This window comes from Halobacteriovorax sp. CON-3 (assembly GCF_043196995.1).
In the GTDB taxonomy this organism is placed as follows: Bacteria; Bdellovibrionota; Bacteriovoracia; order Bacteriovoracales; family Bacteriovoracaceae; genus Halobacteriovorax_A.
Window position 1 is genome coordinate 619365 of the sequence record NZ_JBEBNA010000002.1, and the last position, 25387, is coordinate 644751.

33 protein-coding genes are annotated in these 25387 nt (G+C 38.5%); 17 read left to right on the forward strand and 16 right to left on the reverse strand.

Annotated features, from left to right (window positions below):
- Positions 1 to 19 precede the first annotated feature (19 nt).
- Complete coding sequence (gene rluF / locus ABMA72_RS13660) at positions 20 to 907, reverse strand: 23S rRNA pseudouridine(2604) synthase RluF (protein ID WP_392859270.1); 888 nt, start codon at positions 905 to 907, stop codon at positions 20 to 22.
- 120 nt (positions 908 to 1027) lie between these two features.
- Between rluF and ABMA72_RS13665 the strand changes: the two genes are divergently transcribed.
- Positions 1028 to 2194, forward strand: a complete 1167-nt coding sequence (locus ABMA72_RS13665) for a hypothetical protein (RefSeq protein ID WP_392859273.1) — start codon at positions 1028 to 1030, stop codon at positions 2192 to 2194.
- Here the strand turns inward: ABMA72_RS13665 and ABMA72_RS13670 are convergent.
- Positions 2191 to 3819, reverse strand: a complete 1629-nt coding sequence (locus ABMA72_RS13670; protein WP_392859276.1) for an AMP-binding protein — start codon at positions 3817 to 3819, stop codon at positions 2191 to 2193. The two genes, ABMA72_RS13665 and ABMA72_RS13670, sit on opposite strands and share 4 nt — an antisense overlap.
- A 211-nt stretch (positions 3820 to 4030) precedes the next feature.
- Between ABMA72_RS13670 and ABMA72_RS13675 the strand changes: the two genes are divergently transcribed.
- On the forward strand, positions 4031 to 4363 hold the full coding sequence (locus ABMA72_RS13675; RefSeq protein WP_392859279.1) for a hypothetical protein: 333 nt from the start codon (positions 4031 to 4033) through the stop codon (positions 4361 to 4363).
- A gap of 34 nt (positions 4364 to 4397) precedes the next feature.
- Positions 4398 to 4757 (forward strand): nucleotide pyrophosphohydrolase, encoded by a 360-nt coding sequence (locus ABMA72_RS13680; protein WP_393057529.1) that lies wholly within the window; start codon positions 4398 to 4400, stop codon positions 4755 to 4757.
- Positions 4758 to 4767: 10 nt separating this feature from the next.
- Here the strand turns inward: ABMA72_RS13680 and ABMA72_RS13685 are convergent, their stop codons facing one another.
- The gene (locus ABMA72_RS13685) at positions 4768 to 5208 is read right to left on the reverse strand and encodes a hypothetical protein (RefSeq protein WP_392859284.1); all 441 of its coding nucleotides are present in this window, start codon (positions 5206 to 5208) and stop codon (positions 4768 to 4770) included.
- The gene (locus ABMA72_RS13690; protein WP_392859287.1) at positions 5205 to 5993 is read right to left on the reverse strand and encodes a hypothetical protein; all 789 of its coding nucleotides are present in this window, start codon (positions 5991 to 5993) and stop codon (positions 5205 to 5207) included. The genes ABMA72_RS13685 and ABMA72_RS13690 overlap by 4 nt, the downstream gene beginning before the upstream one ends.
- 224 nt (positions 5994 to 6217) lie before the next feature.
- Here ABMA72_RS13690 and ABMA72_RS13695 point away from each other — a divergent pair, with 224 nt between their 5' ends.
- Positions 6218 to 6709, forward strand: a complete 492-nt coding sequence (locus tag ABMA72_RS13695) for a hypothetical protein (protein WP_392859289.1) — start codon at positions 6218 to 6220, stop codon at positions 6707 to 6709.
- A gap of 51 nt (positions 6710 to 6760) precedes the next feature.
- Here the strand turns inward: ABMA72_RS13695 and rlmF are convergent, their stop codons facing one another.
- Positions 6761 to 7675, reverse strand: a complete 915-nt coding sequence (rlmF, locus tag ABMA72_RS13700) for a 23S rRNA (adenine(1618)-N(6))-methyltransferase RlmF (protein WP_392859291.1) — start codon at positions 7673 to 7675, stop codon at positions 6761 to 6763.
- Between the two features lie 163 nt (positions 7676 to 7838).
- On the opposite strand from rlmF, the gene ABMA72_RS13705 reads away from it, so the two are divergent.
- The 3 genes from ABMA72_RS13705 (at position 7839) to ABMA72_RS13715 (ending at position 9670) form a co-directional block, all read left to right on the forward strand.
- Complete coding sequence (locus tag ABMA72_RS13705) at positions 7839 to 8267, forward strand: host attachment protein (RefSeq protein WP_392859294.1); 429 nt, start codon at positions 7839 to 7841, stop codon at positions 8265 to 8267.
- A 203-nt stretch (positions 8268 to 8470) separates the two neighbouring features.
- Positions 8471 to 8647, forward strand: a complete 177-nt coding sequence (locus ABMA72_RS13710) for a hypothetical protein (protein WP_392859296.1) — start codon at positions 8471 to 8473, stop codon at positions 8645 to 8647.
- 78 nt (positions 8648 to 8725) lie between these two features.
- Positions 8726 to 9670: a carbon-nitrogen hydrolase family protein gene (locus tag ABMA72_RS13715; RefSeq protein WP_393057531.1), complete on the forward strand. Its 945-nt coding sequence runs from the start codon at positions 8726 to 8728 to the stop codon at positions 9668 to 9670.
- On the opposite strand, the gene ABMA72_RS13720 is transcribed toward ABMA72_RS13715, so the two are convergent.
- Positions 9663 to 11126, reverse strand: a complete 1464-nt coding sequence (locus tag ABMA72_RS13720) for a carbon starvation protein A (protein WP_392859300.1) — start codon at positions 11124 to 11126, stop codon at positions 9663 to 9665. The two genes, ABMA72_RS13715 and ABMA72_RS13720, sit on opposite strands and share 8 nt — an antisense overlap.
- Before the next feature lie 124 nt (positions 11127 to 11250).
- Between ABMA72_RS13720 and ABMA72_RS13725 the strand changes: the two genes are divergently transcribed.
- Positions 11251 to 11853 carry a trimeric intracellular cation channel family protein gene (locus tag ABMA72_RS13725; protein WP_392859303.1) on the forward strand — a complete coding sequence of 201 codons (603 nt, stop codon included), beginning with the start codon at positions 11251 to 11253 and terminating at the stop codon, positions 11851 to 11853.
- A gap of 2 nt (positions 11854 to 11855) precedes the next feature.
- On the opposite strand, the gene ABMA72_RS13730 is transcribed toward ABMA72_RS13725, so the two are convergent.
- Complete coding sequence (locus ABMA72_RS13730; protein WP_392859305.1) at positions 11856 to 12692, reverse strand: MBL fold metallo-hydrolase; 837 nt, start codon at positions 12690 to 12692, stop codon at positions 11856 to 11858.
- 78 nt (positions 12693 to 12770) lie between these two features.
- On the opposite strand from ABMA72_RS13730, the gene ABMA72_RS13735 reads away from it, so the two are divergent.
- Entirely contained in the window at positions 12771 to 13112 is a 342-nt protein-coding gene (locus ABMA72_RS13735) for a MerR family transcriptional regulator (protein WP_392859307.1), read from the forward strand.
- Here ABMA72_RS13735 and ABMA72_RS13740 read toward each other — a convergent pair.
- A complete protein-coding gene (locus ABMA72_RS13740) occupies positions 13096 to 13530 on the reverse strand; it encodes an RrF2 family transcriptional regulator (RefSeq protein WP_392859310.1) in 435 nt (144 codons plus the stop codon). The two genes, ABMA72_RS13735 and ABMA72_RS13740, sit on opposite strands and share 17 nt — an antisense overlap.
- A gap of 79 nt (positions 13531 to 13609) precedes the next feature.
- Here ABMA72_RS13740 and ABMA72_RS13745 point away from each other — a divergent pair, with 79 nt between their 5' ends.
- Both ABMA72_RS13745 and ABMA72_RS13750 read left to right on the forward strand, forming a co-directional pair.
- Positions 13610 to 13975 (forward strand): group 1 truncated hemoglobin, encoded by a 366-nt coding sequence (locus ABMA72_RS13745; RefSeq protein WP_392859312.1) that lies wholly within the window; start codon positions 13610 to 13612, stop codon positions 13973 to 13975.
- A gap of 13 nt (positions 13976 to 13988) precedes the next feature.
- Positions 13989 to 15149: an NnrS family protein gene (locus ABMA72_RS13750; RefSeq protein ID WP_392859314.1), complete on the forward strand. Its 1161-nt coding sequence runs from the start codon at positions 13989 to 13991 to the stop codon at positions 15147 to 15149.
- On the opposite strand, the gene ABMA72_RS13755 is transcribed toward ABMA72_RS13750, so the two are convergent.
- Complete coding sequence (locus ABMA72_RS13755) at positions 15146 to 15931, reverse strand: TrkA C-terminal domain-containing protein (protein ID WP_392859317.1); 786 nt, start codon at positions 15929 to 15931, stop codon at positions 15146 to 15148. The two genes, ABMA72_RS13750 and ABMA72_RS13755, sit on opposite strands and share 4 nt — an antisense overlap.
- Positions 15932 to 16011: 80 nt before the next feature.
- Between ABMA72_RS13755 and ABMA72_RS13760 the strand changes: the two genes are divergently transcribed.
- Complete coding sequence (locus ABMA72_RS13760) at positions 16012 to 16479, forward strand: hypothetical protein (RefSeq protein ID WP_392859320.1); 468 nt, start codon at positions 16012 to 16014, stop codon at positions 16477 to 16479.
- A gap of 5 nt (positions 16480 to 16484) precedes the next feature.
- Positions 16485 to 17327 (forward strand): hypothetical protein, encoded by an 843-nt coding sequence (locus ABMA72_RS13765; RefSeq protein WP_393057533.1) that lies wholly within the window; start codon positions 16485 to 16487, stop codon positions 17325 to 17327.
- On the opposite strand, the gene ABMA72_RS13770 is transcribed toward ABMA72_RS13765, so the two are convergent.
- Entirely contained in the window at positions 17320 to 17760 is a 441-nt protein-coding gene (locus ABMA72_RS13770; protein ID WP_392859325.1) for a methylglyoxal synthase, read from the reverse strand. The genes ABMA72_RS13765 and ABMA72_RS13770 overlap by 8 nt on opposite strands.
- Positions 17761 to 17878: 118 nt before the next feature.
- Between ABMA72_RS13770 and ABMA72_RS13775 the strand changes: the two genes are divergently transcribed.
- Entirely contained in the window at positions 17879 to 18172 is a 294-nt protein-coding gene (locus ABMA72_RS13775) for a DUF6172 family protein (protein ID WP_393057535.1), read from the forward strand.
- A 66-nt stretch (positions 18173 to 18238) separates the two neighbouring features.
- On the opposite strand, the gene ABMA72_RS13780 is transcribed toward ABMA72_RS13775, so the two are convergent.
- The 3 genes from ABMA72_RS13780 to ABMA72_RS13790 all read right to left on the reverse strand — a co-directional run bounded on the left by ABMA72_RS13780 (position 18239) and on the right by ABMA72_RS13790 (position 20114).
- Positions 18239 to 18592 (reverse strand): hypothetical protein, encoded by a 354-nt coding sequence (locus ABMA72_RS13780; RefSeq protein WP_393057537.1) that lies wholly within the window; start codon positions 18590 to 18592, stop codon positions 18239 to 18241.
- A 134-nt stretch (positions 18593 to 18726) separates the two neighbouring features.
- The gene (locus tag ABMA72_RS13785) at positions 18727 to 19365 is read right to left on the reverse strand and encodes a flavin reductase family protein (RefSeq protein WP_393057539.1); all 639 of its coding nucleotides are present in this window, start codon (positions 19363 to 19365) and stop codon (positions 18727 to 18729) included.
- Complete coding sequence (locus ABMA72_RS13790) at positions 19359 to 20114, reverse strand: SDR family NAD(P)-dependent oxidoreductase (protein WP_393057541.1); 756 nt, start codon at positions 20112 to 20114, stop codon at positions 19359 to 19361. The genes ABMA72_RS13785 and ABMA72_RS13790 overlap by 7 nt, the downstream gene beginning before the upstream one ends.
- 37 nt (positions 20115 to 20151) lie before the next feature.
- Here ABMA72_RS13790 and ABMA72_RS13795 point away from each other — a divergent pair, with 37 nt between their 5' ends.
- On the forward strand, positions 20152 to 21414 hold the full coding sequence (locus ABMA72_RS13795; protein WP_393057543.1) for an ABC1 kinase family protein: 1263 nt from the start codon (positions 20152 to 20154) through the stop codon (positions 21412 to 21414).
- On the opposite strand, the gene ABMA72_RS13800 is transcribed toward ABMA72_RS13795, so the two are convergent.
- Positions 21409 to 22281, reverse strand: coding sequence for an ArgP/LysG family DNA-binding transcriptional regulator (locus ABMA72_RS13800; protein WP_392859338.1), 873 nt, complete (start codon positions 22279 to 22281; stop codon positions 21409 to 21411). The genes ABMA72_RS13795 and ABMA72_RS13800 overlap by 6 nt on opposite strands.
- Before the next feature lie 95 nt (positions 22282 to 22376).
- Between ABMA72_RS13800 and ABMA72_RS13805 the strand changes: the two genes are divergently transcribed.
- Positions 22377 to 23012, forward strand: a complete 636-nt coding sequence (locus ABMA72_RS13805; RefSeq protein WP_392859340.1) for a LysE/ArgO family amino acid transporter — start codon at positions 22377 to 22379, stop codon at positions 23010 to 23012.
- An 8-nt stretch (positions 23013 to 23020) separates the two neighbouring features.
- Positions 23021 to 23347 (forward strand): quaternary ammonium compound efflux SMR transporter SugE, encoded by a 327-nt coding sequence (sugE, locus tag ABMA72_RS13810; protein ID WP_392859342.1) that lies wholly within the window; start codon positions 23021 to 23023, stop codon positions 23345 to 23347.
- Here the strand turns inward: sugE and ABMA72_RS13815 are convergent.
- Both ABMA72_RS13815 and ABMA72_RS13820 read right to left on the reverse strand, forming a co-directional pair.
- Positions 23337 to 24323 carry an LLM class flavin-dependent oxidoreductase gene (locus ABMA72_RS13815; RefSeq protein WP_393057545.1) on the reverse strand — a complete coding sequence of 329 codons (987 nt, stop codon included), beginning with the start codon at positions 24321 to 24323 and terminating at the stop codon, positions 23337 to 23339. The genes sugE and ABMA72_RS13815 overlap by 11 nt on opposite strands.
- Entirely contained in the window at positions 24320 to 25384 is a 1065-nt protein-coding gene (locus ABMA72_RS13820) for an alkene reductase (protein WP_393057547.1), read from the reverse strand. The genes ABMA72_RS13815 and ABMA72_RS13820 overlap by 4 nt, the downstream gene beginning before the upstream one ends.
- Positions 25385 to 25387 lie beyond the last annotated feature (3 nt).

The following is a 25387-nucleotide window of genomic DNA, read 5'->3' on the forward strand; positions in this document are numbered from 1 at the left end:
CAGCGGGCAAGCACTTGGTTTAGCGACGACGGTGCTTGCCTTTCGCATTTTGTTTGCGCTTTTCTTCTCGCTTTGTCGTCTTGCCACTGAAGTTAAATTCCTTATCTAAGTCTTTAAAGAGCTTATCGTACTTACTCTTTTTCTTCTTCTGTGGTTGTTGTGGCTTTTTAGCAGGCGCTTTCTTTACGGCCTTCTTATCTTCAGACGAAGAGCCTTCAATTAACTTGTAGAGGGTCGCCACCTCTGTTTCGCTTAGCTCTCGCCAGTCTCCAACACCAAGGCCATTAAGACCTACATTCATGATACGCACACGATCAAGCTTTGTGACATTGTAGCCAAAGTGTTCACACATACGGCGAATTTGGCGATTAAGGCCCTGAACAAGTGTGATCTTAAAGACCATCATACTCATTTGTTCAACCTTACACTTCTTAGTCATTGTTCCTAAAATTGGAACTCCACCGCCCATGCCTTTGATAAAGTTATCATTGATTGGTTTATCAACTGTAACGACATATTCTTTTTCGTGATTATTTCCTGCGCGCAGGATCTTGTTTACGATATCACCATTATTAGTCAGAAAGATCAGTCCTTGCGAGTCTTTATCAAGGCGGCCAATAGGGAAGATTCTTTCCACGTGATTGACGTAGTCGACAATATTGTCTTTTTCACTGCTTTCTGTCGTTGAAACAATTCCGCGAGGTTTATTTAGAGCGATAATAATCTCTTTTTCTGCAACTTTTGGTTTTACGATTTGACCGCGAACTTCAACGACGTCACCTTCGTTAACAGTGGCACCGATGCCTGCCAGAACTCCATTGATTTTTACAACCTGCTGTTCAATTAAATCGTCTACTTCACGACGAGAGCAGATACCACTTTGGCTAATGTATTTATTGATTCTCATATGCAGAATAAACCTTATCTAAGTAAATAAAAGTGAGCCAATCTATCATATTTTTATGTCATAAATATAGCATCTTGAAATAATTCTCTCTTTTTGAGTGCAATATGTTATCAAGGCTTTATGAGCAAAAAGAAAAAATCAACGATGGCATTACAGGGTGTAGGTATTGCACCGAATATTCTCCTTCAACATGTTGAAAATACAGCACCTTTTCTCTTTCAAGGGGAGCTGGATACGACAGGTGAAAAGCGAGCTTTCCTAGAGAAGCTAAGGTTTTACAAGAAGAATTTAAAGCAGCTAAATAATATCAATCTAGCTGAGTACTTTCATATTTGTATAAGTGCACACTGGGCGACAGCGGGAACTTTTGTTCCAACAGATGTGGACAATCAGATTAGAGAGTCTTTGTGGAAGCACGGACATATCTCAAAGCATATTGAGAAAATGGCCCGCCTGACAATTGAGTCGTGGACTTGGGATTACGCTCAGGTAACAAGTCGTAAGGCCTATAATAACGACAATAATACGGTCATGAGTACTCACGAAGGAACATGGCTAAGTGTTGCCATTGGTGCTTACTGTGCTCTTGTGAAAAATCGTAAAACTGAACTTGCCCAGGAAATGGCGGATGTCATTTTAGAAGAGATCAAAAAAGAAGAGCTTATTATGCAAAAGCTTCGCGAGGAAAGAGATCATATCAACTTCCTAAGAGCTGCTCCTCTTATGGCCCATAACTTTGGGGATCTTGATCGCGTGATGGTTCAGTGGAATATGAATCCAGAGGACGCCTTCTACAAGCGAATCTTTAAGCTAGGCCATCAATTAAATGAAAACTACGACCCGATTCTTGTGTATACAGGAAAGGTGAATAAGACATTCTCTTCAAAAGAGAATCATCGCCACATGTCCATGAGACAACCAAAGTGTCTAAGAAAGTCTTCAAAATTTCTTATCCCAGTTGGGCCGTTTATGGACTCTTGGGGAAGAGTGCTTGGTGAGAGTGACCTTCTTTCAATGGAGGAGAAGGCAGAGATTGTAACTGCATTCTACGATGGTTATAAGAGACAAGATGAAGCCTTTGGTTATATCCGAGGATATAAAAACCTAATTGAGTCAGTTGACGGCGGACTTGCTGCACTTGAAATGTATCTTCCATTTGATCTTGTTGCAGAAATGAAGAAGTCTGAATTCAGCGAGCTTGCTAAAGTTTCTCGCGAAGAGTTTGAGGCAGACTACAAGAAACGTCTTGAAGACTTCGTCTGCCCCGTTACTAATATGAAGTTTTAATCTTCACGTCTTTTCAAAAGAAAGCGCTGAACCTTCCCACTTGGAGTTTTGGGTAGTTCTTCAATGAACTCAATTTCACGTGGGTAGGCATGGGCCGCTAATCCTTTCTTCACAAATAGACTAAGCTCTTCTTTCAATTCTTCCGAAGCCTCAAAGCCCTTATTTAAAACAACAAATGCTTTTACGATTTCTGTTCTCTTTGGATCAGGCTTTCCAATGACGGCCGTCTCTAAAACACAAGGATGCTCAAGAAGGACACTTTCAACATCAAATGGGCCAATTCGATAACCTGAAGAAGTGATGACATCATCATTACGTCCTACATAAGTGATGCGTCCGTCTTCAGTTTGTTCGGCGGTATCTCCAGTTGTATAGAAGCCGTTTGCAATGGCCGGAGTTTCAGCTTTTAAGTAACCCTTAAACCACATAATAGGAGAGTTCGCGATATCAACAGCAATAACCCCTGGCGTGTTTGGTGGGGCAACCTTGCCGTTTTCATCAAGGATGACTACTTTGTAACCAGGCATAGCATAGCCCATACTTCCTGGCTTAATTTCATGTTCTATTTCATGGTGGTTATTAACAGTCATTCCTGTTTCTGTTTGTCCGTAGTGATCGTTAATGACAACATCGAGTTTATTTTTAAACCAATTAATAACCTCGGGGTTAAGAGGTTCTCCGGCACTGCTGACAACTCTAAGTTGTCCTTTTATGGCCTTAGATACTTCATCACCATTTCCAATTAATAACCTGAAGGCCGTAGGAGATCCTGCTAAATTAGTTACTTTATATTTTTGAATCACACGTACTGTGCTTTCTGCACTAAAGCCACCTTCATAGAAGAGAAGGGCATTACCATTAACAAGTGGGCCAATGACTGAATAATAGAGGCCATAAGCCCAACCTGGATCAGCAAGGTTCCAGAAGCGATCTGTTGGTTTCAAATCAACTGCGAGATCCATATACTGCTTAAACGAAGAGAGGGCAAAGAGTGGAACTGGCACGGCCTTTGGAAGTCCTGTGGTTCCAGAAGTTGAAAGAAGACAGAATGTATCTTCACCTTTTTTCATTACTGGGGTGAAGTCTACACTTTGTTCGGTCATGGCCTTATGAAAGTCAAAATCGTCTTGTGCTAATTGGTAGTCATTAGAACGTACGAGAACACATTTCTTAGGCTTCATTGGAAGCTCATCTAATTTTGCACGATTGGTATCATCGGTAAAAACAATCTTGGCCTGACTTGAATTTAGTCTTTGTTCAATTGCCTTAGGTCCAAACGCTGTAAAGAGTGGCTGATAGATTACGCCAGCTTTCCACGCTCCTAGGATTGTATACAAGAGTTCCGGAGTTCGTGGCAGAAGACCTGAAATAACTTCTCCTGGTTTGACTCCTTGAGCGACAAGAAAGTTTGCAAGTCTAGAGGTTTCATCTTTTAATTTTTTAAAAGTGATAACTTCTTCTTCGCCATTGACGCCTTCCCAGTAGAGGGCAACCTTATCTGAATCTGCATAGCGGTCACAACACTCGACAGCAGCATTGATTGAGTTATTGATATCTCCATCAAAGAATTTATTGAATTCATTAATGTCGAAATTACTATAGTGGTCTACGTACTTTCTTTTCATAACTTCTCCTTAAGGTATGAGTTTAATTATAAGGGGAATTTGATCTGTGTAAAACTTAATATGGTTAAGATGGTTAACTTTAAGCTGTGTTATTAGGTACTTAGTGAAGATTTCTCCTTGTCATAAAATTATCTTATTAGATATTACTCATAAATTTATTGTATTTATTAAGTAGGATTTTCTATCTTACTCTTAACCAAAGGGAGGAGAGATGAAGAATTTTCTACTAATCGCACTTACAATTTTTACGTCTACAAGTCTGCTAGCAAGTAATGGGAGTATCGTTCGCAAAGATTTTGAGGTTCAAAACTACGCTTGTTACACTGATAGTATTGGGGCGCTAAGCGGTGCTGTGGATATGATTCTACATGATGCTCAGAAGTGGTGCGATGGCCTAAATGGAGAATTGAGTCGCCTGAATAGTAACGATCTTGAGGTCGTTGTTCACAACGAATCGCCATTTCCAGGTGGATGTAGCGGTGACGTTACTGTGAAATCGACATTTACTTGCTTTGCTAATGGGAAAATTACTATAATCGAATAGGAGACACCTTTTAAGACTTAAAGAAAAGGCCTATATGAAATCGATTAATGTTGAAAAAATTAACTCTGAAGTAAGTAAATTTATTAGTGAGAGAGATTGGGATCAGTTTCACTCGATTAAGAACTTGGCCATGGCACTTAGTGTGGAAACCTCTGAGCTTGTTGAGATCTTTCAGTGGCTAAAAGAGAGTGAGTCCAATGATATCGCTTCAAATGCAAGTCTTAAGGAGAAGCTTGAGGATGAAGTTGCTGATATCTTTGTTTACCTGATGAGAATCGCTATTAAAGCAGATATTGATATTGAAGAGGTTACTCTTAGAAAAATGCATAAGAATGCAAAGAAATATCCGGTTGAAAAAGCAAAGGGCTCAGTAAAGAAATATACTGAGCTCTAAGCTTTCTTTATTATTTTATATTTACTTCAAAATATCTTTTATCTGAATCAATATTAACTTGATCAGTTACTTCATCAATTGTGAAGTATTCATTCACAAGTTTTCGATACTTTGATCTAAAGATAGTTATTGGCCCTCGGCCACTTAATTCATCAATTAAGTCTTGGTTGAATAGTTCCTTATCGTATTTGACTCTCGCCTCAGCATACTTACCATACTTAAGCTTATGTGCATCTCTCTCTCCTAGGAAAGGATCAAACTTCATAACTCGTCTCTGGTAAATAACTGTAAGCTCGACTTTCTCATTATCTTTTGTCAGCTTAATATCGCCAAGGTGAACAGAGTGGTCGAGTTTATTTAGAGCGACAACTTTAGGTCCTCCACCATAGTCTCCGCCGGCAAGGATACTTGCAGCGATAAAAGATAATACTATCCACTTAAAAAATTTCATAATTCACTCTTTGTAAATGTATCAGTTGTCATATAGGTAAAGACTCTTTTGCCTTTTACATTGGTACGATACTGTTTTGCTATTTCAGCTTTCTTGATAAAGGCTTCTTTATCAATCTCTAACCACATCTGGTAGGCTTCTTCTGGTAGGGATTCTACATAGAGTCCGATGAAGTTATCACCAGTTACTTCACAATTTTGATGCTTAGAATACTTTTCTGACAAAGTAAGCCCGGCCTTCTTAATGATTTCAGCATCGAGCTGAATTCTAGAAGTTCCAAGAGTAATGGCACCATCATCAAGGTACTTAATGGCATTGAGAGAAAACATATTATCAAGAATATGTAGTCCATGCTCACCGTATTTGAACATGATTAGATCACGCGTAACAGGTGCTGTATCAATTAAGAAGTAAATCTCACAAAAGACAGCATTCTTTAAAATTTCACTCTTTATGACTGCGGAGTAATCAACGTCAGTCTCCGGTAAATCAATTCCATCTTTTAAAACAACTTCTTTAATCGAATTTGGAAGTAGGGGAAGGAGCTTCGATGTATTGCTCTCTCCAAGAAGAACGCGGTAAATCTTTAGAATCGTAATGTGTCCCGGAGTATTCTCCTGACGACAGATTCTTTGGATTGTCTTTGGATGGATATCAGCACTTTCGGCCAGCTTCCTTTGACCAATCTTAGGATCCTTGAAATTCACAAGGTAGCGATTGATATCGGCCTGGACTTGTGCCCTAAGGCCAAGCTTTGAATGGGAAGCGGAAATGCTATTTTGCATGGATATATAACTATCGTTCACTATTCATTTAATCAATAATTGTTGTGAAACTATGAAAATTTTGGACAAAAGTCTGGGATTTGTCCGCTCTAGGGCCTTGAAATTAGGATATTGGACAAATGTCTTTGAAAATTTGGACAAAATTTGAAGAATATATATTTTTTGTCGTGCTTAGTTCAAATTACCTCCATAGAAAACATTGCTAACCAATTTTTGGAGGATTTATGAAAAACTTATTAATCGCACTTACACTAATCGCAGGACTTTCAACTCAAGCAAAAACTATCTCATACGACGTATTCGCAACTGAGAAAAAAGTTGAGTCTTCTAGAACTGTAAAAGTAAACGTATTTGATTTCAAAATTACTGAAGTTGTAAAATCTAAAAATGTTGTTGTTACTAACTGTAACTCTAATGGTCCAGTTAGAGATAGAGCTCAAACAGGTCTTTGTAGTGAAGTAACACTTACAAAAGTTGAAGTTGCTCAAGTTGTTCTAAGCTATAAGCCATTTGGTACAGCTGACCGTCACGGTGAAGTAAATAACGGAAAAAGAAACGAGTTCGTAGCTTTCAATATCTCTCTAGACGAATTATCAAGCTCTGATGTAGAAATTCTTAAGAACGCTAAGAGATCAGATCGTAAAGATCTAGCTCTAGAAATGTTTGAATTTGAAGTTGTTAGAGAAGGTGCTGTTCATACAATCATTCTTCTTTAATTTTATATGTCCATACCTTGATTTCCCTAAGGTCGAGGTATGGACTTTCTCTTAAAATCGCCAACCAAGTATATGCGCGATCTTATTTCCATGAATCATCTCAATTACTCGACTTTCACTTACTCTTTGTTTTATAAGCTCTTTCTCTAGTTCAACGAGATTCTCTTTTTGAGAAATGAGAGTGGTAAACCAGCGACACTGACTCTTAAACTCAACACTTTCTTGAATCATATTTGTCACAAAGGCTTTTTCGCCACCTTCGCACCAAAGCTCATTGCTTACACCACCGAAATTTGATTTCGCTGAAGGATTATGACCTTTCTTTACTTTATTAACATTTAAGTTCTTAAGCTTTGTGGCCCTCTCTTTATCGGCTTCTTCTTGTGATGAGTAGAAAGGAGGATTACACATTGTAAAATCGAATTTTTCATCATTCTTAATTAGATCGATAAAGATATGATTTGGTGACTTTTGAAAGCGTGCCTTAATATTCTTCTTAAAGCTTGCATTAGACTTAATGATTGTATTGGCATGATTAATGGCCTCTGAGCTGATATCACTGCCAACAAATTTCCAGCCATAGATACTATTACCAAGAATAGGGTAGATACAAGTTGTTCCCGTACCAATATCAAGTCCCTTGATTTTTGGGCCAACTGGAATTTTTGCATCATTGTCTTCGGCCAAAAGATCGGCAATATAATGAATATAGTCCACACGTCCGGGTATCGGTGGAACGAGGTTTCCTTGGGGAACACTCCAATTTTCTACTTTGTAGTAATGAGCTAATAGGGCCTGGTTTAAACATAGGACTGCTCCAGCATCAGAGAAGTTCACGCTCTGATTGCCATACTGGTTCTCTTTGACAAAGCCTGCTAGGGAAGGGAATGATTTAATTAAGGCCTTAAAGTCATAGCCCTTATTGTGAAGATTTCTTTGATGTAATGCTTTATTTTCATTTTTCATTCTTTATTTTTAACATATTTTTAGTTCTTTATAAGAAAAAAGGAATTAGCGAAGAAAATACACAATGTTCAGCTGCTTGCAGATAAGAAATTTTTACTATTTATTTGTTGGAGTTTTTTTTGAAATAGAGTGATGATTGAAAAAATATCTCTTGGAGGTAGATATGCATCGATCATGGGTTGTTGTCGCAAGTAAGTCTAATGCGCGTATTTATGAGCGTAAAAAAAGAAATACACTAAAATTAATCAAGTCTCTTGAGAACCCAAAAATAAAACTTAAAGAAGGGGAAGTCGACTCTGATCGACATGGTTCAATGGCCAATAGTAATGGCCATGGGTATCAGTCATTTACTCCGAAAAAAACGAATAAGAAGCATCGTGAGGAATTATTTGCAAAAGAAATAAATCAATTTCTCAATCAAAATCATAATAAGAATAACTTTGATGATTTAGTTATCGTTGCTGAGAATTCTTTCTTAGGAGTTATTCGAAATAACTTGAATAGTAAGTTAAATAAGCATGTAAGCAATTACTTAAATAAAGATCTAGGAAACTTACCTGATAGCGAGATTGAAAAAATTATGGCCGCGTAGAGGTTTATAATAGTCTTAAGTTGTAAAACATAAGGGCCTTCGATGGCCCTTTTTTATATCCAGATTTTTCTTACCAATAATAGATTTATTGACTTTAGACACTATTGTTAAAACTATTAACATAAGTGTGAATTCTTTGTTTGGTACCTATATTTCAACAATCCCAAGTGTTAAATTTGAAAAAAATAAACAAGGGATTAAATATGAGAAAACTTATCTTAGGTATATGTGTACTTTTATCAATCACAACTATTGCATCAGAAGCAAAGGTTCAAGAAGTAAAAAAAGAAAAGGTTAGTAAAGAAGCATCATCAAAAAATTGTCAAAAAAAGAATGAGGCCGGAATCAAAGAATACCGTAGTGAATTCTTTGGAAAATAAGAAAGAGTTAAATACTTTTTGATTCAATTTTATGCTTAAATAAAAATACTCTGTGAGGTGCTGACTTAGGAGATCGATGTGAAAAAGATTGCAATCGTTCAGCTTCCACCGGTATTTTTAAACTTAACTAAAACAATTGAACAGGCCTGTGACTCAATTTCCGAAGCCGCAGCAAATGGTGCCGACTTAGTGATGTTTCCCGAAGCTTACTTGCCAGGCTATCCTTCATGGGTATGGAGGTTAAGACCTGGTGGTGATATCGGTATGTCTAAAGAATTGCACCACCTTCTTTTCAAGAACTCTGTTGACCTTTCCAAGGGACAACTTTCTGAAATTCAAGAAACAGCTAAGAAAGAAAATGTGACAGTCGCAATTGGTTTCAACGAAATTAATTCTGAAGCTAGCGGCTCAACTCTTTTTAATTCCTATGCCATCATTGGACCTGATGGAAAGATTCTAAACAACCATCGTAAGCTTATCCCAACGAACCCTGAGCGTATGGTTTGGGGTTGGGGAGATGCTCGGGGATTAAATGTTGTTGATACTCCTGCTGGTAAAATTGGCAGCTTAATTTGCTGGGAAAACTATATGCCGCTTTCTCGCTTTAGCTTATACGCTCAAGGTGTAGAAGTTTACCTTGCACCAACCTGGGACTGTGGAGAGTCTTGGGTCGGTACCCTAAGGCATATTGCTCGTGAAGGAGGCTGCTGGGTTGCCGGATGTTCGACTGCAATTCAATGCCGTGATATTCCAGATGATATCCCATTCAAAGACGATGTGTTTCCAGAACCAGATGATTGGTTATCAGATGGGGATGCGGTTTTATTTCGGCCCTTTGGCGGTGCTGTTGCCGGGCCAATGTCACGTGAGAAAGCAATACTCTATGCTGAATACGATCTTGAAGAAGTTATTGATGCTAGACGATCTCTAGATATTGGGGGCCACTACTCTCGGCCAGATATCTTTGATCTAACTGTCGATAAAAGAAAGATGGACGCTTTTCATTTAAGAAAAGCTAGTTAAACGCGTACCTCCTGCGGTGAAAAACGACGAGTAAAACAAAACATAGCAACCCTACGATGGCACCGATTGGTTGTGCTTGCGCTTTTGAAAGATTTACTCCTATAGGCGCAGTAAGGATATAGGATATCGTAACTGCTGTTCCCACGATAGCTGGAAGACTTACAACCCAATGTATGGCCTTGCGATCAAATAGGTATTTTGTTGCCAACCAGAGTACACTCGTTGATAAGAGCATATTTGAAAATGCAAAGTAGCGCCAAATAAGAGAGAAGTCGATTTTTGTCATAAAGTAGGCGATGGTTAGAATTGGAATCGATACGAAGAGTCGATTCTTTATACTTTGGTGAATATTAAAGGCATCTATGATCGTAAGCCTTAGTGAACGAAAGGCAGTATCTCCAGAAGTTATTGGAAAGATCGCTACAGCAAGTACTGCCATAACTCCACCGAGTGTTCCCAAATAGGTTGATGAGATTTGCTTTACAACTAAACCAGGTCCTCCTTGTGCGATGACTGCCTTTAGTTGGACATAGCCTTCTGGGAATGCCGATATCCCTGCTAGGGCCCAAACACAAGCAACGACTCCCTCTGCTAACATGGCGCCATAGTAAACAGGTCTTACATACTTTTCATTCTTAAGACATCTGGCGATGATAGGGGCTTGGGTTGAATGAAAACCACTGATGGCACCACAAGTGATTGTGACAAATAGTAGTGGCCAGACAGGAGGTCCATTAGGATCTCGATTTAATAATTCATAGTTAAGATGTGAATGAGAAAAATAGGCAAAGATATTTTCGATCTTAGGTAGCATTGGCGCATGGAGTATCAAAGCAAAGGCAATTAAGACCGTCATGACAACCATTAAGAGGCCAAAGAGTGGGTAGAATTTTGTAATGATTTTATCGATAGGAAGAAGAGTTGCAAGTAGGTAATAGGCAAGAATAACTAAAACCCAAAAATTATTACTCGCAAAGATTGTGTCCTTAAAGGCATCAAGGTTACTAATTAAACCGGCCGGACTCATAATAAAGACAACACCAACAAAGAAGAGCAGCATTGCTGTAAAGAGTAGCATGATTGCCTTAAAGTATTGATTCAAGTAATGGCCAGCTATTTCAGGCAAGCTCTTTCCATCTTCTTTGATGCTTAGAACTCCTGAGTAGAAATCATGAACAGAGCCTCCAATGATATTTCCAAGCACGATCCAGACGAGTGCGATAGGGCCGTAGATTGCTCCAAGTATTGGCCCGAAAATTGGCCCCACTCCGGCAATATTTAAGAATTGAATGAGAAAGGCCTTGATAGGTGAAACCTCAACGTAGTCAACACCATCTTCAAACTTTGTAACAGGGGTGTCTTTGCTAGGATCAATGCCGGCCTGTTTCTCGACAAAGGGGCCATAGAAGATATAAGCAAGGGCCAGCATCAGTAGGCAAATAAAAAAAATAATCATTTAACACATCCATGGTTAAGATTTTTCTATTCTTAATTATAAGGGGATAAACAGATGTCGTTGGTTAATTCTAAAAGTAAAATTTCTTGAAATTTATGCTAAACTCCAATCTAAGGAAGTTATAATGAATGAATTTATCTATATTGATTACCTTGGAACATTTGCATTTGCTGTTACTGGCGCGTCAGTAGGAGGCAAGTCAAAACTTGATCTCTTTGGAATGCTATTCTTAGCTTTTCTAACTGCAGTTGGAGGCGGGACAGTTCGAGACCTTATTATTGATGAACCTGTTTTTTGGACGCAAAATACAACTTACCTCTATATTATTATCATTGCGACACTTTCAACATTCTTTATGAGAAAGTTCTATGAGCGCCAGAGCTCTCTCTTACTCTTCCTCGATACACTAGGACTTGGCTTCTTTGTTGTCATCGGAACTCAAAAGACTTTACTACTAGGCTTTAATAATGAGACTGCTCTTCTTATGGGTGTCATCACTGCTGTTTTAGGTGGTATCTTACGCTCGGCCTTTAGTGGGGAACTTTCAATTCTCTACCAAAAAGAATTATATGCAACGGTGGCCGCGATCTCATCTCTCGTTTTTATTCTATTGTCTGACGTTGATCTTGAGCCAATTTTTCCTGCAATAACCGTTATCATAACTACTTTTGTTCTTAGATATGGGGCCATTAAATTCGGTTTAAAACTGCCAACAATGAAAGAGTAAAGCTAGTTCCACTTTGGATAGTGGCCAAGTGATTCATGAACGTAGTAGTCATGGGTTGGGATAATAATGAATCCTTCTTCTTGCATACTCTTTACAATTTTAATTTTCTTTTGGGCCACTTCTTTGTCTGTATCAACAAGCTTAGATGAAATGAATGGTTTATTTTGAATTGGGGAGAGCTGTCTAGTAGTCCAGATAGCATCACCAACAAAGAAGTACTTCTTATTCGCTCCATTTAGAATTAGGCCAAGAGAGCCATGCGTGTGTCCAAATAATGGAACAATGATGACTTTATTATCCCCAAAGACGTCATAGTATTTATCAAATCCAAGATAGCTTTCTTGCTTCCACTTAAATGGTTTCGTCTTTGTTCCTTTAAATTGCGAAGGAAATGTTCTATTGGCAATAGGGTGCTCAATTTCTTCCATTTCTTCAGGGCTTACTAGGGTTGTTGTCGTTGGATAATCAACGAGGCCACTGGCATGATCCCAGTGGGCATGGGATAAAATGATATTTTCAATTTGATAATTATCTTTAAGTTGCTCCTTTATTGAATCGAGTTTGTTATAGGCAAAGAGTGGCCTTGTCCACCAAGACATATCTTTATCAAACTGATGATCGACTTCATTTCCTAAACCTGTCTCAAAAAGAATATACCTTCCCTTATTTTCAATAAGAAAACCTGCGTGATTAACCATCATTGTCTTAAAGAGGCTTCCTTTCTCATATATTAAGGCTTCAAGAGTCTTAGCAGTACCCGTTTGAATAATTGAAAAACGAGGGCCTTCGCTGGCGGCAAATATATTAAGTGCAATTAAGAGAGTGATAAGATATTTCACTTGTTTTCCTTTTTGTTATCAGTTTAGACTAGTATAAACCTTAAACTATACTTTAAGGTCAAGCGTCGGAGAGAAAAAATGAAAATAGGTGATTTATCTAAGCAAACGGGGATACCTTCATCAGCAATACGCTATTATGAGAAGGTTGAATTATTAGTTCCAAGAAGAAGTGGTAATGGTTACCGCGTTTATCCTGAGGAAGCTGTTGATTTACTAAAACTCATTGTTCAGGCCAAGGAACTTGGATTCTCTCTTGCAGAAATTAAGTCGATGGCAAAAGTTCTAGCAACAAGAAAACCAAATGGGCGACTTAGAAAGCAATTAGAAGAAAAGCTGACTCAATTGGATAATCAAATTAAGGTGATTAGAAAGTTTCAAAAGAATATTAGGGGACTTCTGGATTCTAATTGTCCGCTTTAAAAATATCCACAAGCCTGTCCTTATTAGTAAGAAGATCGGCCAGAGTATAGGCATTCAATGCTTCGTAGAATTGGTTTTGCGCTATCATTAGCGCACCTTTTAACTTGCACGCAGGACTAATAATGCAGCCGCCATTACTTCCAAAGCACTCCACAAGGGGAGAGTCTTCTTCTAGTTCACGTACTAAATTTCCAATGACAATTTGATCTGGAGCACTAGACAGAGTGATGCCTCCGCCTTTTCCTTTATACGAGTCAATGATTCCCATTGATGAAAGATTATGAACAACCTTTACTAAGTGATTACGAGAAATCTTATACTTATCTGCAATTTCACCCACAGTAGAGCGTTCATCGCCCTTTGTGGCGATATATAAAAGAACTCTTAGACTGTAATCTGTAAAACTGGCCAAACGCATATTAATTTCCTGTTTACTTTAATACCATTTAAGTCTAGCATACATAATATGTATTTTAGATATATATTAAGGAGATATTATGTCAAAATTATTTGAAAGAATAGGTGGTAGAGATGCTGTTAATGCAGCTGTGGATGTTTTTTATAATAAAGTTTTAGCAGATACACGTATTAAGCACTTCTTTGAGGGGATTGATATGGCCGCACAAAGAAGAAAGCAGATCATGTTCTTAACATATGCTTTTGGTGGCCCAAATACTTATGACGGAAAGGGAATGAGAGAAGCACACGAGGCCCTAGTTGCCCAAGGTCTAAATGATGAGCACTTTGATGCTGTTGTTGAAAACCTTGGTGCTACTTTACAAGAGCTGGGTGTGGCAGATGAGCTAATACAAGAAGCAGCAGCAATTGCTGAGTCGACTAGGGCCGACGTACTTCTTAAATAGGCAGAGAGAAGTGATGGGGTTAAGACCACTATTTTCAATTAGTTTTAGGCCATTTTTTATCATGGCCGGATTAATTGCGGCCCTTAACCCCATTATTTGGGTTTTGACTTATCTGGGACATATTGAAGTTCCAGTCCTTAACTTAAGTTCTCTCTTTTGGCATTCTCATGAAATGCTCTTTGGGTTCACTGGTGCTCTCATTGCTGGGTTTCTACTTACGGCCAGTGCCAATTGGACGGGCTCAAGGCCATATCAAGGAAAGGCCCTCGTTGTTTTACTTCTATTGTGGCTTGTTGAGCGCTTCTCATATTTTTTACCTCTCTCAGGGCCTGCACTACTTATTGCTTTAAATCTTTTCTTTCCAGCGCTTCTACTTATGCTTTTTAGAAAGTTACAAAAATTTCCAAAGCAAAAATATGTCTTTATTCCAATATTATTGGGGTTCACATTTTCTAACTTTTTACATACTTGGGGAAATTTATATTCAGAAGCGGCCATTGCTGATTATGGAAGGGACGTTGCGATTGGCCTAATACGCTTTATTATTCTACTGATAGCTGGAAGAGTCATCCCATTTTTTACGAGAAGTAAAATTCCTAATACTAAGATTGATATTCCTAAGTGGCTTAATCTGCTAAGCTTAGGGTCTGTTCTACTCCTGTCATTTTTTTGGGATCTTATGAACCCATCTGTAGCGTATATTTCAATCCTTATTATTGCAATTATCTCGAACCTTTTTAGACAGCTTTTGTGGCATCCCTTATCAACGAAAAGTATTCCGATTCTCTTTATTCTTCATATTGGGATTGGGTGTATAAATTTAGAGCTGATCTTAAGATTGATTGGAATTTTCGATATACGTATCAGTCATACAAATGCAGCCTTGCACATGCTACTAGCAGGAGGACTAGCGATTGTTGCCATTGGGATAATGACTCGCGTTTCTCTGGGGCATACTGGCCGAAAAATTATAGCGGATTCATGGACGAAGCTTTCTTATTTATTGATTATTGCAGGGGCCTTAACACGTTCTATAATTCCTATGGTTTCATCACAACACTATTTCACTAGCTTGTATTTTGCAGCTGCCTTATGGTGTTTTGGTTTCTTGATCTTTGTTTTGAGGTACTTTGTTATTTTAACTTCAGAAAGGCCAGATGCTAGAGAGTATTAACTGGCCTCTCTCGTTTCAACGATTTCTTCTTCTTTCTCCTTTTCTTCTTTTTTTATTTCCACTAATTTTTCCATGGCCTCTTTTCTCTCATTGTCACCAATATCAGCAGTTCTAGTGCTAATTTCAGTTAACATGTCAGCTCTCCCATAAAGAATGGCCGTATCTCCAGGAGTGATGACATAGTCTTTTGAGGGAAGCCCTAGATACTCACCATTTGCAACTTGAACTCCCAGGACGATAAGGCCTTCTCTTGGTAGAGAGAGTTCTCGAACATTCTTATTGGCAAACCAGTGCTTATCAGAAACATAGACTTCGCCAATGCCAAAGCGATCACCTAGGTGAAGTAAGTTTGCGTAGTCCACGAGTTCGACATTAGAGAGTTTATTGAGATATTTTTTTAGTTTTTTATTGAGCCATTTATTAAAGAAGCTACTCTGAGTTATATAAATAATAATTGAAAATAAGCAGACTGCGATAGCGAAGCGGCTAAGACCTTGAACCGTCGTATCGATATTTACAAATGATAAGATGGCCGTTGAGATAACGGAGATGATTCCCACATTACTAATTGTCATAAGAAAGCTTAGTACGCGTCTTCTTAGTGGGTGATTGACAAGACTCTCGGATTCACTGGTCGTATACCCTGTTCCTGTAAGAGCTGACTTTGCTTGAAATCTTGCAACTTCGTCACTTAGGCCAGTTAAAACTAAGATCTTTGTTGCTACTTTTACAACAGTAATTGATGTAAATAGTATGATCGTTAAAGTTAGTAGGGCCAGCATGATAAACTCCACTTTCCATTATAGAGAAAAACCAGCTAAACTTATCTATAAATGAACTTAAATATACTTAAGGAAGTCTTATGAATTATCTCAAGCTAAAATTGACAGCTCTTTGTTTACTCACACTTTCAACATTGCCAACATGGGCAAGTTGTCCAGACCTTGCTGGTACTTGGGAGGGAATGTGTGATCGCGATGGTACAGTGAAGATGGAAAAACTTCATGTAAGACAGCAAAGTTGTGAGCATATCAATTTTTATGGAATGGATTATAAAATTGGTAGGCCTTATAGTGAACAGTATGAGAATAAATTTGAAAAGACATTTAATGTTCATAATCTCTACTGGGGAGCCGATAGGAAAAGTCTCTATTTCAATGTTGACCGCGTCCAGTGGATGAAGGATCGCAATCAAACTTCTAATGCTCAAGGTGTAGGAGTACTTAAGGTCGAAGGTGAGCAAATGGATTATCTAAGAGTCTATAGTGGACGTAGCCGAGATGGACAATATTTTAAAAAGTCGAGAAAGTGTAGCTTTACTCGTATTTAAAAGTAGTGAGAAAACAAATGAATATTAAAGACCTTTTGAATATTGGAAAAGAAATTGAAGCCCTAAAACCTACGGCCGAAGACTTTTCAAAAGTGTGTACTGAATTTCTCATAAAGTCGAAATTCGATTTTGAGCTTGAAGAGCTAGAGTCATTTATCGCGCAGTGGAGTTTAGAGCAAGAAACTTTGCCAGAACAAGTAAATGTATATAATGGATTTGGACAGCCTCCTGTTACCATCTTTAATAATGGACACTTTGTCGTTGATCTTTATTTTTGGCAGACTCTAGATACTTCTATTCACTCTCACTCTTTCTGTGGTGCTTTTCAAGTCGTAGCAGGGGAGTCAAGACATGAAGTGTTTAAGGTTCATAAGAAAGAAGAGTTCTTTCCTGATATTTATACAAGCCAAATTGAATGTGTAATTGATGAAACTCTTGTAAAGGGTGATATTCGTGAGATTAAAAGAGGACTTGAGTTCTCTCATCGAGTGCTTCATGAACAAAATCCAACAGTAACTCTATGTATTCGCACAGTAAATGATAGGACGCCTCAGTGGCATCACTTTGATAATGGCCTAAGTATTCAAAAACGCTCACCTGAGGCCTGTGATATAAAAAGATTATCTATTTATGACTATCTTTTAACTCGAAATCCACAGCATGGGCTGGCCTATCTTGAAAAGCTTATGGATTCCTTTTCGCCAAGTCTTATTATGAATCTCTATGAGCAACTCTCATATGATCAAATGGGGCTTACTGAAGAAGGTGTAGAAGTCTTCTTTGATAAGGTCGTCGAGAGATTTGGAGAAACACCTTGGTTTAAGGTGTATATGGACTTCTTTAATTAATATCTTTTCGTGCTTGATTATAATGATTAAGTACGGAAAGCTTTCGCTCATACTCCGTGTCCATTAAGCTTGAATTAATGAAGTAATCAGCACTTGTTTGATTACAGGCCATGGGAATATTATAGAGTGTTGCAATTCTTAATAAGGCCTTAATATCTGGATCATGTGCCATGGATTCCAATGGGTCCCAAAAAAAGATCAGCATATCAACGCTACCTTCAACTATGGCACTACCAATTTGAAAGTCTCCACCAATTGGTCCACTTAAGTACTTATGAATATTGATCCCTAGCTTTTCCTCTAAGAGTCTTCCTGTCGTTCCAGTGGCACAAAGGTTGTAATTGACGAGTTTATCTTTGTGTTCCAGAGTCCATTGGATAAGGTCATTCTTTCTACTATCGTGGGCCACAAGGGCGATGGTCTTTTTCTTCATAGTATTATTCTATTCTCACACTTTATTTAAGTAAAGTGAACTTAGTGATCATTAATAGAGTGTTTTCCGAGTTATTCCATGCTAAAAGCTCCTATTAGTTTAAAAAAGTGAGATAAAAGTGAAGAAGACGTTTAAGTTAGTAGACGAAAAGCGCGCTCCAGAAAGAGTTGCGGATAAGATAAAATTTGAAGTTAAGAAATATATTAAAAGAGAGCGCAAGAAGGAATTACCTGAAGGTGCTGACTTTTGGGATTTTGACTGTCGTATTGGTTCTTCAGAAGAGGCCGCTAAAGAGATTCACGAGAAAGAGATCAATAAGAATATTGATTTAATGGTTAGTGAAAAAGCCGAGTCTTTCTATCTTGAGATTATGGCAAAGCAGGCCCGCCGTACTCGTCGTTTAGATAAATAGAAAATACTAAGTTCCAGGAACCAGTTAAGGTTCCTGGAGATACCAGGAGTTTTGCCAAGGGATAAATTACGCGACTTGTGGTCCACGTAAGTTACTTGCTAAGCTTTTACTAAATCTTTCTCTTTTCCATGTTAATAATTGCTCATCAATAGCCTCTTCAAGAAGTAGAATTGTATGATATGGGGTATGTGCAACTTTCTTTGCATGAAAGTTCTTGGTATAGGACTTGATACTGAGCTGACCTATGTAATTTGATTCATGCTTTTTGAATTTAAGTTGATAGTGACTATAAATAGGACAGCGATCCATAAGCCTATCCAGTCGTGTTTTAATTTTCTGATACTGCTTTGGCGCTAATTCAATGCCAAATTCTGAAAATGAAGGTTTTGAAAAATCACATAAATTAGTTTTCTTAAACATAAAGTCTCCTTGATACGGTTTGTAGTAAAAAAGATTCTTTAGAGGTCGAAAAATCAAATATTTACCTCTCGTGATAAAATAATGGTAGCAAAAAAAGTAGTGTCAATGCTAGCTAGGAATTTTTTTATTTTTGTCTATAACCAGCTTGGTGGGCGATCGGCTTTTGCATAGCTTAGACGACCTAGTGGGACGGTGCTAAAGTAAGAGTCTAAACCAGATACACAAATTGTTCCCGCCTTATGAATATTGATATGACCATCTTCTTCGAGGCAATCTTGTGGCAAGTGTACACTTTTAATTTCTCCAATTAAAAAATGAGTACCATTCTCCTCAATTTTAATTTCACGCACAAATTTAATGGCCATCTTTATATTTGCTTCTAAGACAAAGGGTGCAAGGAAGTCGTCTTTATACTCTTCACTTAAGTCACAGGCATCAAACTCACTTTGGTCTTGAGGATAGCGAGCACTCGTTTGATGGGCCTTTTCGACTATTGATTTATTAACATGATTAATTGTGAAGAAACCATTTTCTCGAATATTCTCTAGTGTATCTCTTCTGGCGATATCAGGTCTAATAACGAGTCCAATAAGTGCAGGGGATGCGCCTAGATGAACGACGGAACTAATAATCGATAGGTTTGTTTGTCCTTCATTATTGATTGTTCCTACAAGATTCGCTGACTTAAAACCAGATAAAGCATTAATGAATTTTATTCTTTTTCTTTCATCAAAATTTTTAAAATCAGTATCTTTAATTGTCGTCGTTACCATGGAATTTCTCCGCCGTCCCAAGATAGAAACTTTCCAGTTTCACTAAGTTCTCTATTATTTATAATATTAAGTATATTGGAAGCGGTTTCATGTGTCTCGTGAATTATATAGGAGGTTCTATCAATAAATGGTTCTGACAACTCTGTTCTAGTAGTCCCTGGGTGAATGGCAAGAACAAGACACTTCTTTCTCTTTCTTTCGAATTCTATGGCAATAATTTTTATAAGCATATTAAGAGCAGCTTTTGAAGCGCGGTAGCTATACCAACCACCAATTTTATTATCTTCGATACTTCCTACTTTTGCCGAAACTGTAGCAAAGAGGCCAGGAGAGTCGCTTAAGTTCCTTTCGAGATACTTTGCTAATAATGGAGTGACCATGGCATTAACTCTTATAAGCTCAAGAAAGGTATCAGGATCAAATTCACGTAAACCTTTTTCTGGGGAGATCTTTTTAGTATGAAGAAGGCCTACGCTGTTAATTATTAAATCAAAGGAGCTATCAGTATGCTCTTGGGCAAAGGCATTTATCTGTTCTTCTTTTGTTGGATTCAGCTCTATTACCTCAAGTCTTTTTGGAAATTGTTTCTTTAGATCTAATAAATCTAAGGCATGATCTTTTCTTCGATAAGTTGCCTTAATAGAGATACCTGAGTAATTCTCTAGTAAAATTTGCACTATCCCAAGTCCAATTCCGTGGCCAGCTCCAATAATTAGAGCGTGCTTGCAATTATTGAGTCGAAAATTCATCCTTTCTCCTTTAGTTAATGCTAGAATAAGAAGGCCAATGAAGAAAATAAATAAAATAAAAAATAAGTTCATTTCAAGACAAGTCGGCGTTGCAAAGCTTGCCCTCAAGATGGGAAAGGACGTTTGGTCTAAACGCAATGAAGATTTAAAAAATAAATTGAGTGGCGGTATTGGGCCTCATGTTGAACTCATTGTAAATGAGTTAGGGGTGATGAAGGGCTCTTTAATGAAGGCCGGACAACTTCTATCAACTTATGCGAGTGCATTTCTTCCTCCTGAGGCGCAAAAAGTTTTAAAACAATTAGAGAGTCAGTCCTACTATTTAGAGTGGGATCAAATCAAAGAACAGCTACCGAAAGAGTTCTTAGAAGAACTTAATATTCAAGAGAAACCAATAGCAGCGGCAAGCCTCGGGCAAGTTCACCTGGCACACTTTAATGGAATCGATTATGCCATGAAGATTCAGTACAAGGGTGTACGTAAGGCCATCAAGAATGATGTGAAGGCATTAAAGATGTTAATGAAGCTTTTGAATGTCATCCCCAAGGAAGTGGATTTAAAAGAAATTTATTCTGAAATTGAAGAAATGCTCTTTCTTGAAACTGATTACCAGGCAGAGGCCAAGTCAATAAATGAGTTTCGTGAAATGCTTAAGGGTTATCCGCAATACAAAATTCCTGAAGTATTGGCAGACTTTAGCAATGAGCGAGTTTTAACGATGGAATATCTCGAAGGTCATAGCTTAAGAGAGATCGACCAATTGAACTTATCTCAAGAAGATCGAGATGAACTTGGAAGAGACTTTATGAGACTGATGTTCTTAGAGCTTTTTCAATTCAAAAAAGTACAGACTGATGTTCATATGGGAAATTATATTCTACTACCAAATAATCGTTGGGGCCTAATCGACTTTGGTGCCTCAAAAACTCCACCAGATAATTTCTTAAAAGGTTATCGGACTCTAATCATTGCCTGTGCAAATCTTGACCGCGAACTATTCTTTTCAAATCTTTATGAGATGGAGTACCTATCAAAGAGTAAGAAAACTAATGAAGACTTCTTTTGGGAATATGCCAAAGTTATTGCAGCACCTTTTCAGGGTGGGGTCTATGACTGGGGGAGCTCAAATGTTGCGGACAAGGTCATGGAGATGGCGCCTCTGCTAATGAAAGAAGTAGCTGTCGGTAACCCTTCAAGGCATACCGTTTTCCTCGATCGCAAGATTGGTGGGGTCTTCTTTGTTCTACAAAAGCTTGGAGCACGTTTTGATGTGCGAGCATTACTTGATGAATGCTTATAATTTTTGTGCGGCCTTAATTAGCTTCTCATTAAAGAGTTTAATATGCTCTCTTTGATACTCCCATTGATGTAGAAAAAGTGAAACGCTAAAATCCTTAGAGGGATTAAGTTGTACAAATTTTCTCTTTTTCATTTCTTTTTCCATATCAATAAACGGCAGGAGTCCATAGCCATATCCTCCAAGGATCGCTTTTTTAAAGCTTGAAACAGATGGCATAAGGTTAATCTTTGTCAGCTTATCGACTTTAAAGTTTTCTTTTAGATAAGTGTGTTGGGCCTTATCGTACTTATCAAAGACGACAAGAGGAGCTTCTGAAAGAGTTTTCTTGTTCACACCTTCACTAAAATATTCTTTATAGAACTTCTTCGAACAAACAAGAGAGTAGACCATATCTCCAAGGTGAGTGGATGTGTGATTAGGAAGTGGCTTCTTCTCAGAGCTAATACACATATCAACCTGGCCACTCTTTAAATACTTCAGTGTATTGTCTTGGTCATCAGCAATAATTTGTAGTGTTAATACTTGTGAGACTTTGCTGTCTGTTAAGACATCGTGAAAGAAGAGATCCAGACTGTCGCGGTTCATGGCGATCTTTAGTGTTGGCTTTGCCTTTTTGATGTCGTCATCTTCTAGCATCTCATTTTCTAAGCTTGTCACCTTACGTAAGAGATTTAAATAAGACTTTCCTTTTTCTGTCGCACGGTAGGGTGTCTTTCGAATTAGTAATTTTGTCCCGAGGAAAGATTCAAAGTTTTGAATACGTTGAGTCACTGCTGACTGTGAGATGCCAATGGCCTTAGAGGCAAGCTCAAAGCTTTGATATTCAATGACGGCCTGTAAGGCCCTTAGTGCATGGTAATCAATCATTATTTACTCTCATAAGTTTTACTAATTATTAATTAAAAAGATTAATTTAACTTATATCACGGTTTGCATTAAATTACGCCTCAGGAGCAGGTTTTATGGAATTTTTTACTCAAGGTTTTTTATTGCAGGCAAGTCTCATTCTGGCATTAGGTGCACAGAACCTATTTCTTATTGATATTGGGACAAAAAAGAAGAATCATTATTTAGCAGCAGCTATTTGCTCTGTCTGTGATATGGCCCTTATTCTATTGGCCGTTCTTGGTGTTTCAGGGATGCTTGTAAAGACAGTTGAGTTTAAAGTCGGGATCGGACTTCTTGGTGCTTCCTTCCTACTTTACTATGCAGTAATGAAACTTATTGATTCTGTAAAAGGTGTGAAGGAAACTCAAGAGAGTAAGAAATTTGCTCTTTCTCGTCGAATTGTGATTTTAACGACGCTAAGCTTTACGCTTCTTAATCCTCACGTCTATATTGATGCTTTCTTTTTGATCGGCGGTTATTCGACTCGTTTTGATCTTGTTCAACACCGTTTTCTCTTTGGCTTAGGCGCAGGGGTATTTTCAATTGTATGGTTCTACTTTCTTGTTACATTCTCTTCTAAGTTCTCTCATATCTTAACTAAAGAGAAGAACTTAAGAATTTCGTCTCTAGCAACAGCTATCGTTTTAGGATATCTTGCACATAAACTAGGTACAGAGTCGGTAACAGAGTTTATTCAATTGATGTCTTAGGAGATTTTATGTCGACAACAGCTGCTTGGATTATTCTTCTTATAGCGGGACTACTCGAAGTATGTTGGGCCATCGGTCTTAAGTACACTGAAGGGTTCACAAAACTAGTTCCAAGTATTTTTACGCTTGTCACTCTTGCTGCAAGTATGTTCTTGCTTGCTAAGGCCAGTCAGTCCCTGCCTATTGGCACAGCTTATGGTGTATGGGTTGGGATAGGAGCGCTAGGTGCTGCAATTTTAGGAATTGTTCTATTTAATGAACCAATCACTCTTGCACGCACCGTTTTTCTAGCGCTACTTCTTATTTCAATTATAGGACTTAAACTTACTGCTTAAATATTTCAGACAATAATTTTAAGGATTTTATCTTTTTCTCATTATCAAAGATTGAAGTCACAACCATCAACTCGTCAGGTCTGTAGCGCTCAATGAATTGATCGAGACCTTTCTTGACTGTCTCCTTTGAGCCAACAAAAGAGAAGTGAAGCATATGTTGTGCCGTCATCTTCTCATGCATATCCCAATAGGTATCCATATCGTCAATAGGAGCTTGGAATTTCTTCTTTAATCCACGGCGAAGATTGGCAAAGGACTGTTTCTGACTCGTTGAAAGAAATTGAGCTTCTTCATCAGTATCTGCAATAATGACATTTACACCTAACATGACGTAAGGCTTTTCTTGTTGAGCAGATGGCTCAAAGCCTGCATGATAAAGTGATAGCGCTTCTTGAATGGCATCAGGTGCAAAGTGAGAAGCAAAGGCATATGGTAGTCCAAGGTGAGCAGCTAGTTGTGCCCCAAACGTACTTGAACCGAGAATCCAGAGTGGAACTTGTGAGCCAAGGCCAGGTGTTGCCACTATTGGATCACTACCACTTTCTTTAGAAAGGTAGCGCTGAAGTTCGACAATATCTTTTGGGAAGTTATTTGAACTCTGGGCCGTTGTTCTTAGGGCCTGAATAGTCATTTGATCAGTACCTGGGGCTCGGCCAAGTCCTAGGTCGATACGTCCAGGATAGAGTGCCTCTAATGTTCCGAATTGCTCAGCGATAACAAGAGGTGAGTGGTTGGGAAGCATAATTCCTCCCGCACCAATTCGAATAGACTTTGTTTGACTGGCAAGATGTCCAATCACAACTGATGTTGCAGCACTTGCAATGGCCGGCATATTGTGATGTTCGGCCACCCATATGCGATGATATCCATATTCCTCTGCTGCTTGTGCGCTACGTATTGAATGATCAAATGCTTCTTTAAGCTCCTGTCCTTCATTAACAAAGACTAAGTCGAGTAGGGATAATTTTGGAGTCATGGTAAATCCTTTAGTGTTGGGTAGTCTGTATAACCAACGTGATCAGGGCCGTAGAATGTTTCAAAGACTGGCTCATTTAAGGGAGCATCTTTTGCAAACCTTTCAACAAGATCAGGATTTGCAATAAAGGGAACACCAAATGAAATGGCATCCGCTATCTTATCTTCTAATGCTTTTTCAGCTGTGGCCTTGGTGAATTTTTGATTGGCAATAAGGACGCCGTCAAACTTTTCTTTAAGCTTTGGAAAAAGACTGTCATTATCTAGCGGATCGCGAGTAAAGATAAATGCAATCTTTCTCTTATTTAATTCCTCTACCACATGGCCAAAAAGGGCCAGGGGATCAGAGTCACCCATGTCGTGGCTATCGCAGCGAGGAGCAAGATGAACGCCGACGCGATCAGCGCCCCATACTTCAATGAGTTCGTCTGTAACTTCAAGCAAGAATCTTGTGCGGTTTTCAATACTGCCTCCGTATATATCGTCTCTCTTATTAGTCGAGTCTTGTAAGAACTGGTCAATGAGATATCCATTGGCCGCATGAACTTCAACACCATCAAAGCCTGCCTCCATTGCGTTGATTGCTGCTTGACGATAGTCTTTTACTATTGCTTTTACTTCTTGTGTCTCAAGTGCTCGAGGAGTTTCATAGTTCGTAATTGGACGAACAAGAGAAACATGACCCGCTGGCCTTATCGCACTTGGGGCAACAGGCTTTTGCCCATTTAGAAAACTAGAGTGTGAGATTCTTCCCACGTGCCATAGCTGCATGTAGATCTTTGAGCCTTTGGCATGCACTGCATCTGTAATTCTTCGCCAGCCCTCGATTTGATCTTTCGACCAAATACCAGGAGTATTGGCATAACCAACGGCCGACGGTGTAATAGCGGTTGCCTCTGTGAGGATCATTCCTGCATCAGCACGCTGTTCATAGTATTTAACCATAAGATCATTTGGAACTCGTTCTTCTCCTGCTCTTGCTCGAGTTAGGGGGGCCATAATAATTCTATTTTTGAGCTCAGTTCTTCCAAGCTTTATAGGTGTGAATAAATTCGTACTCAATTG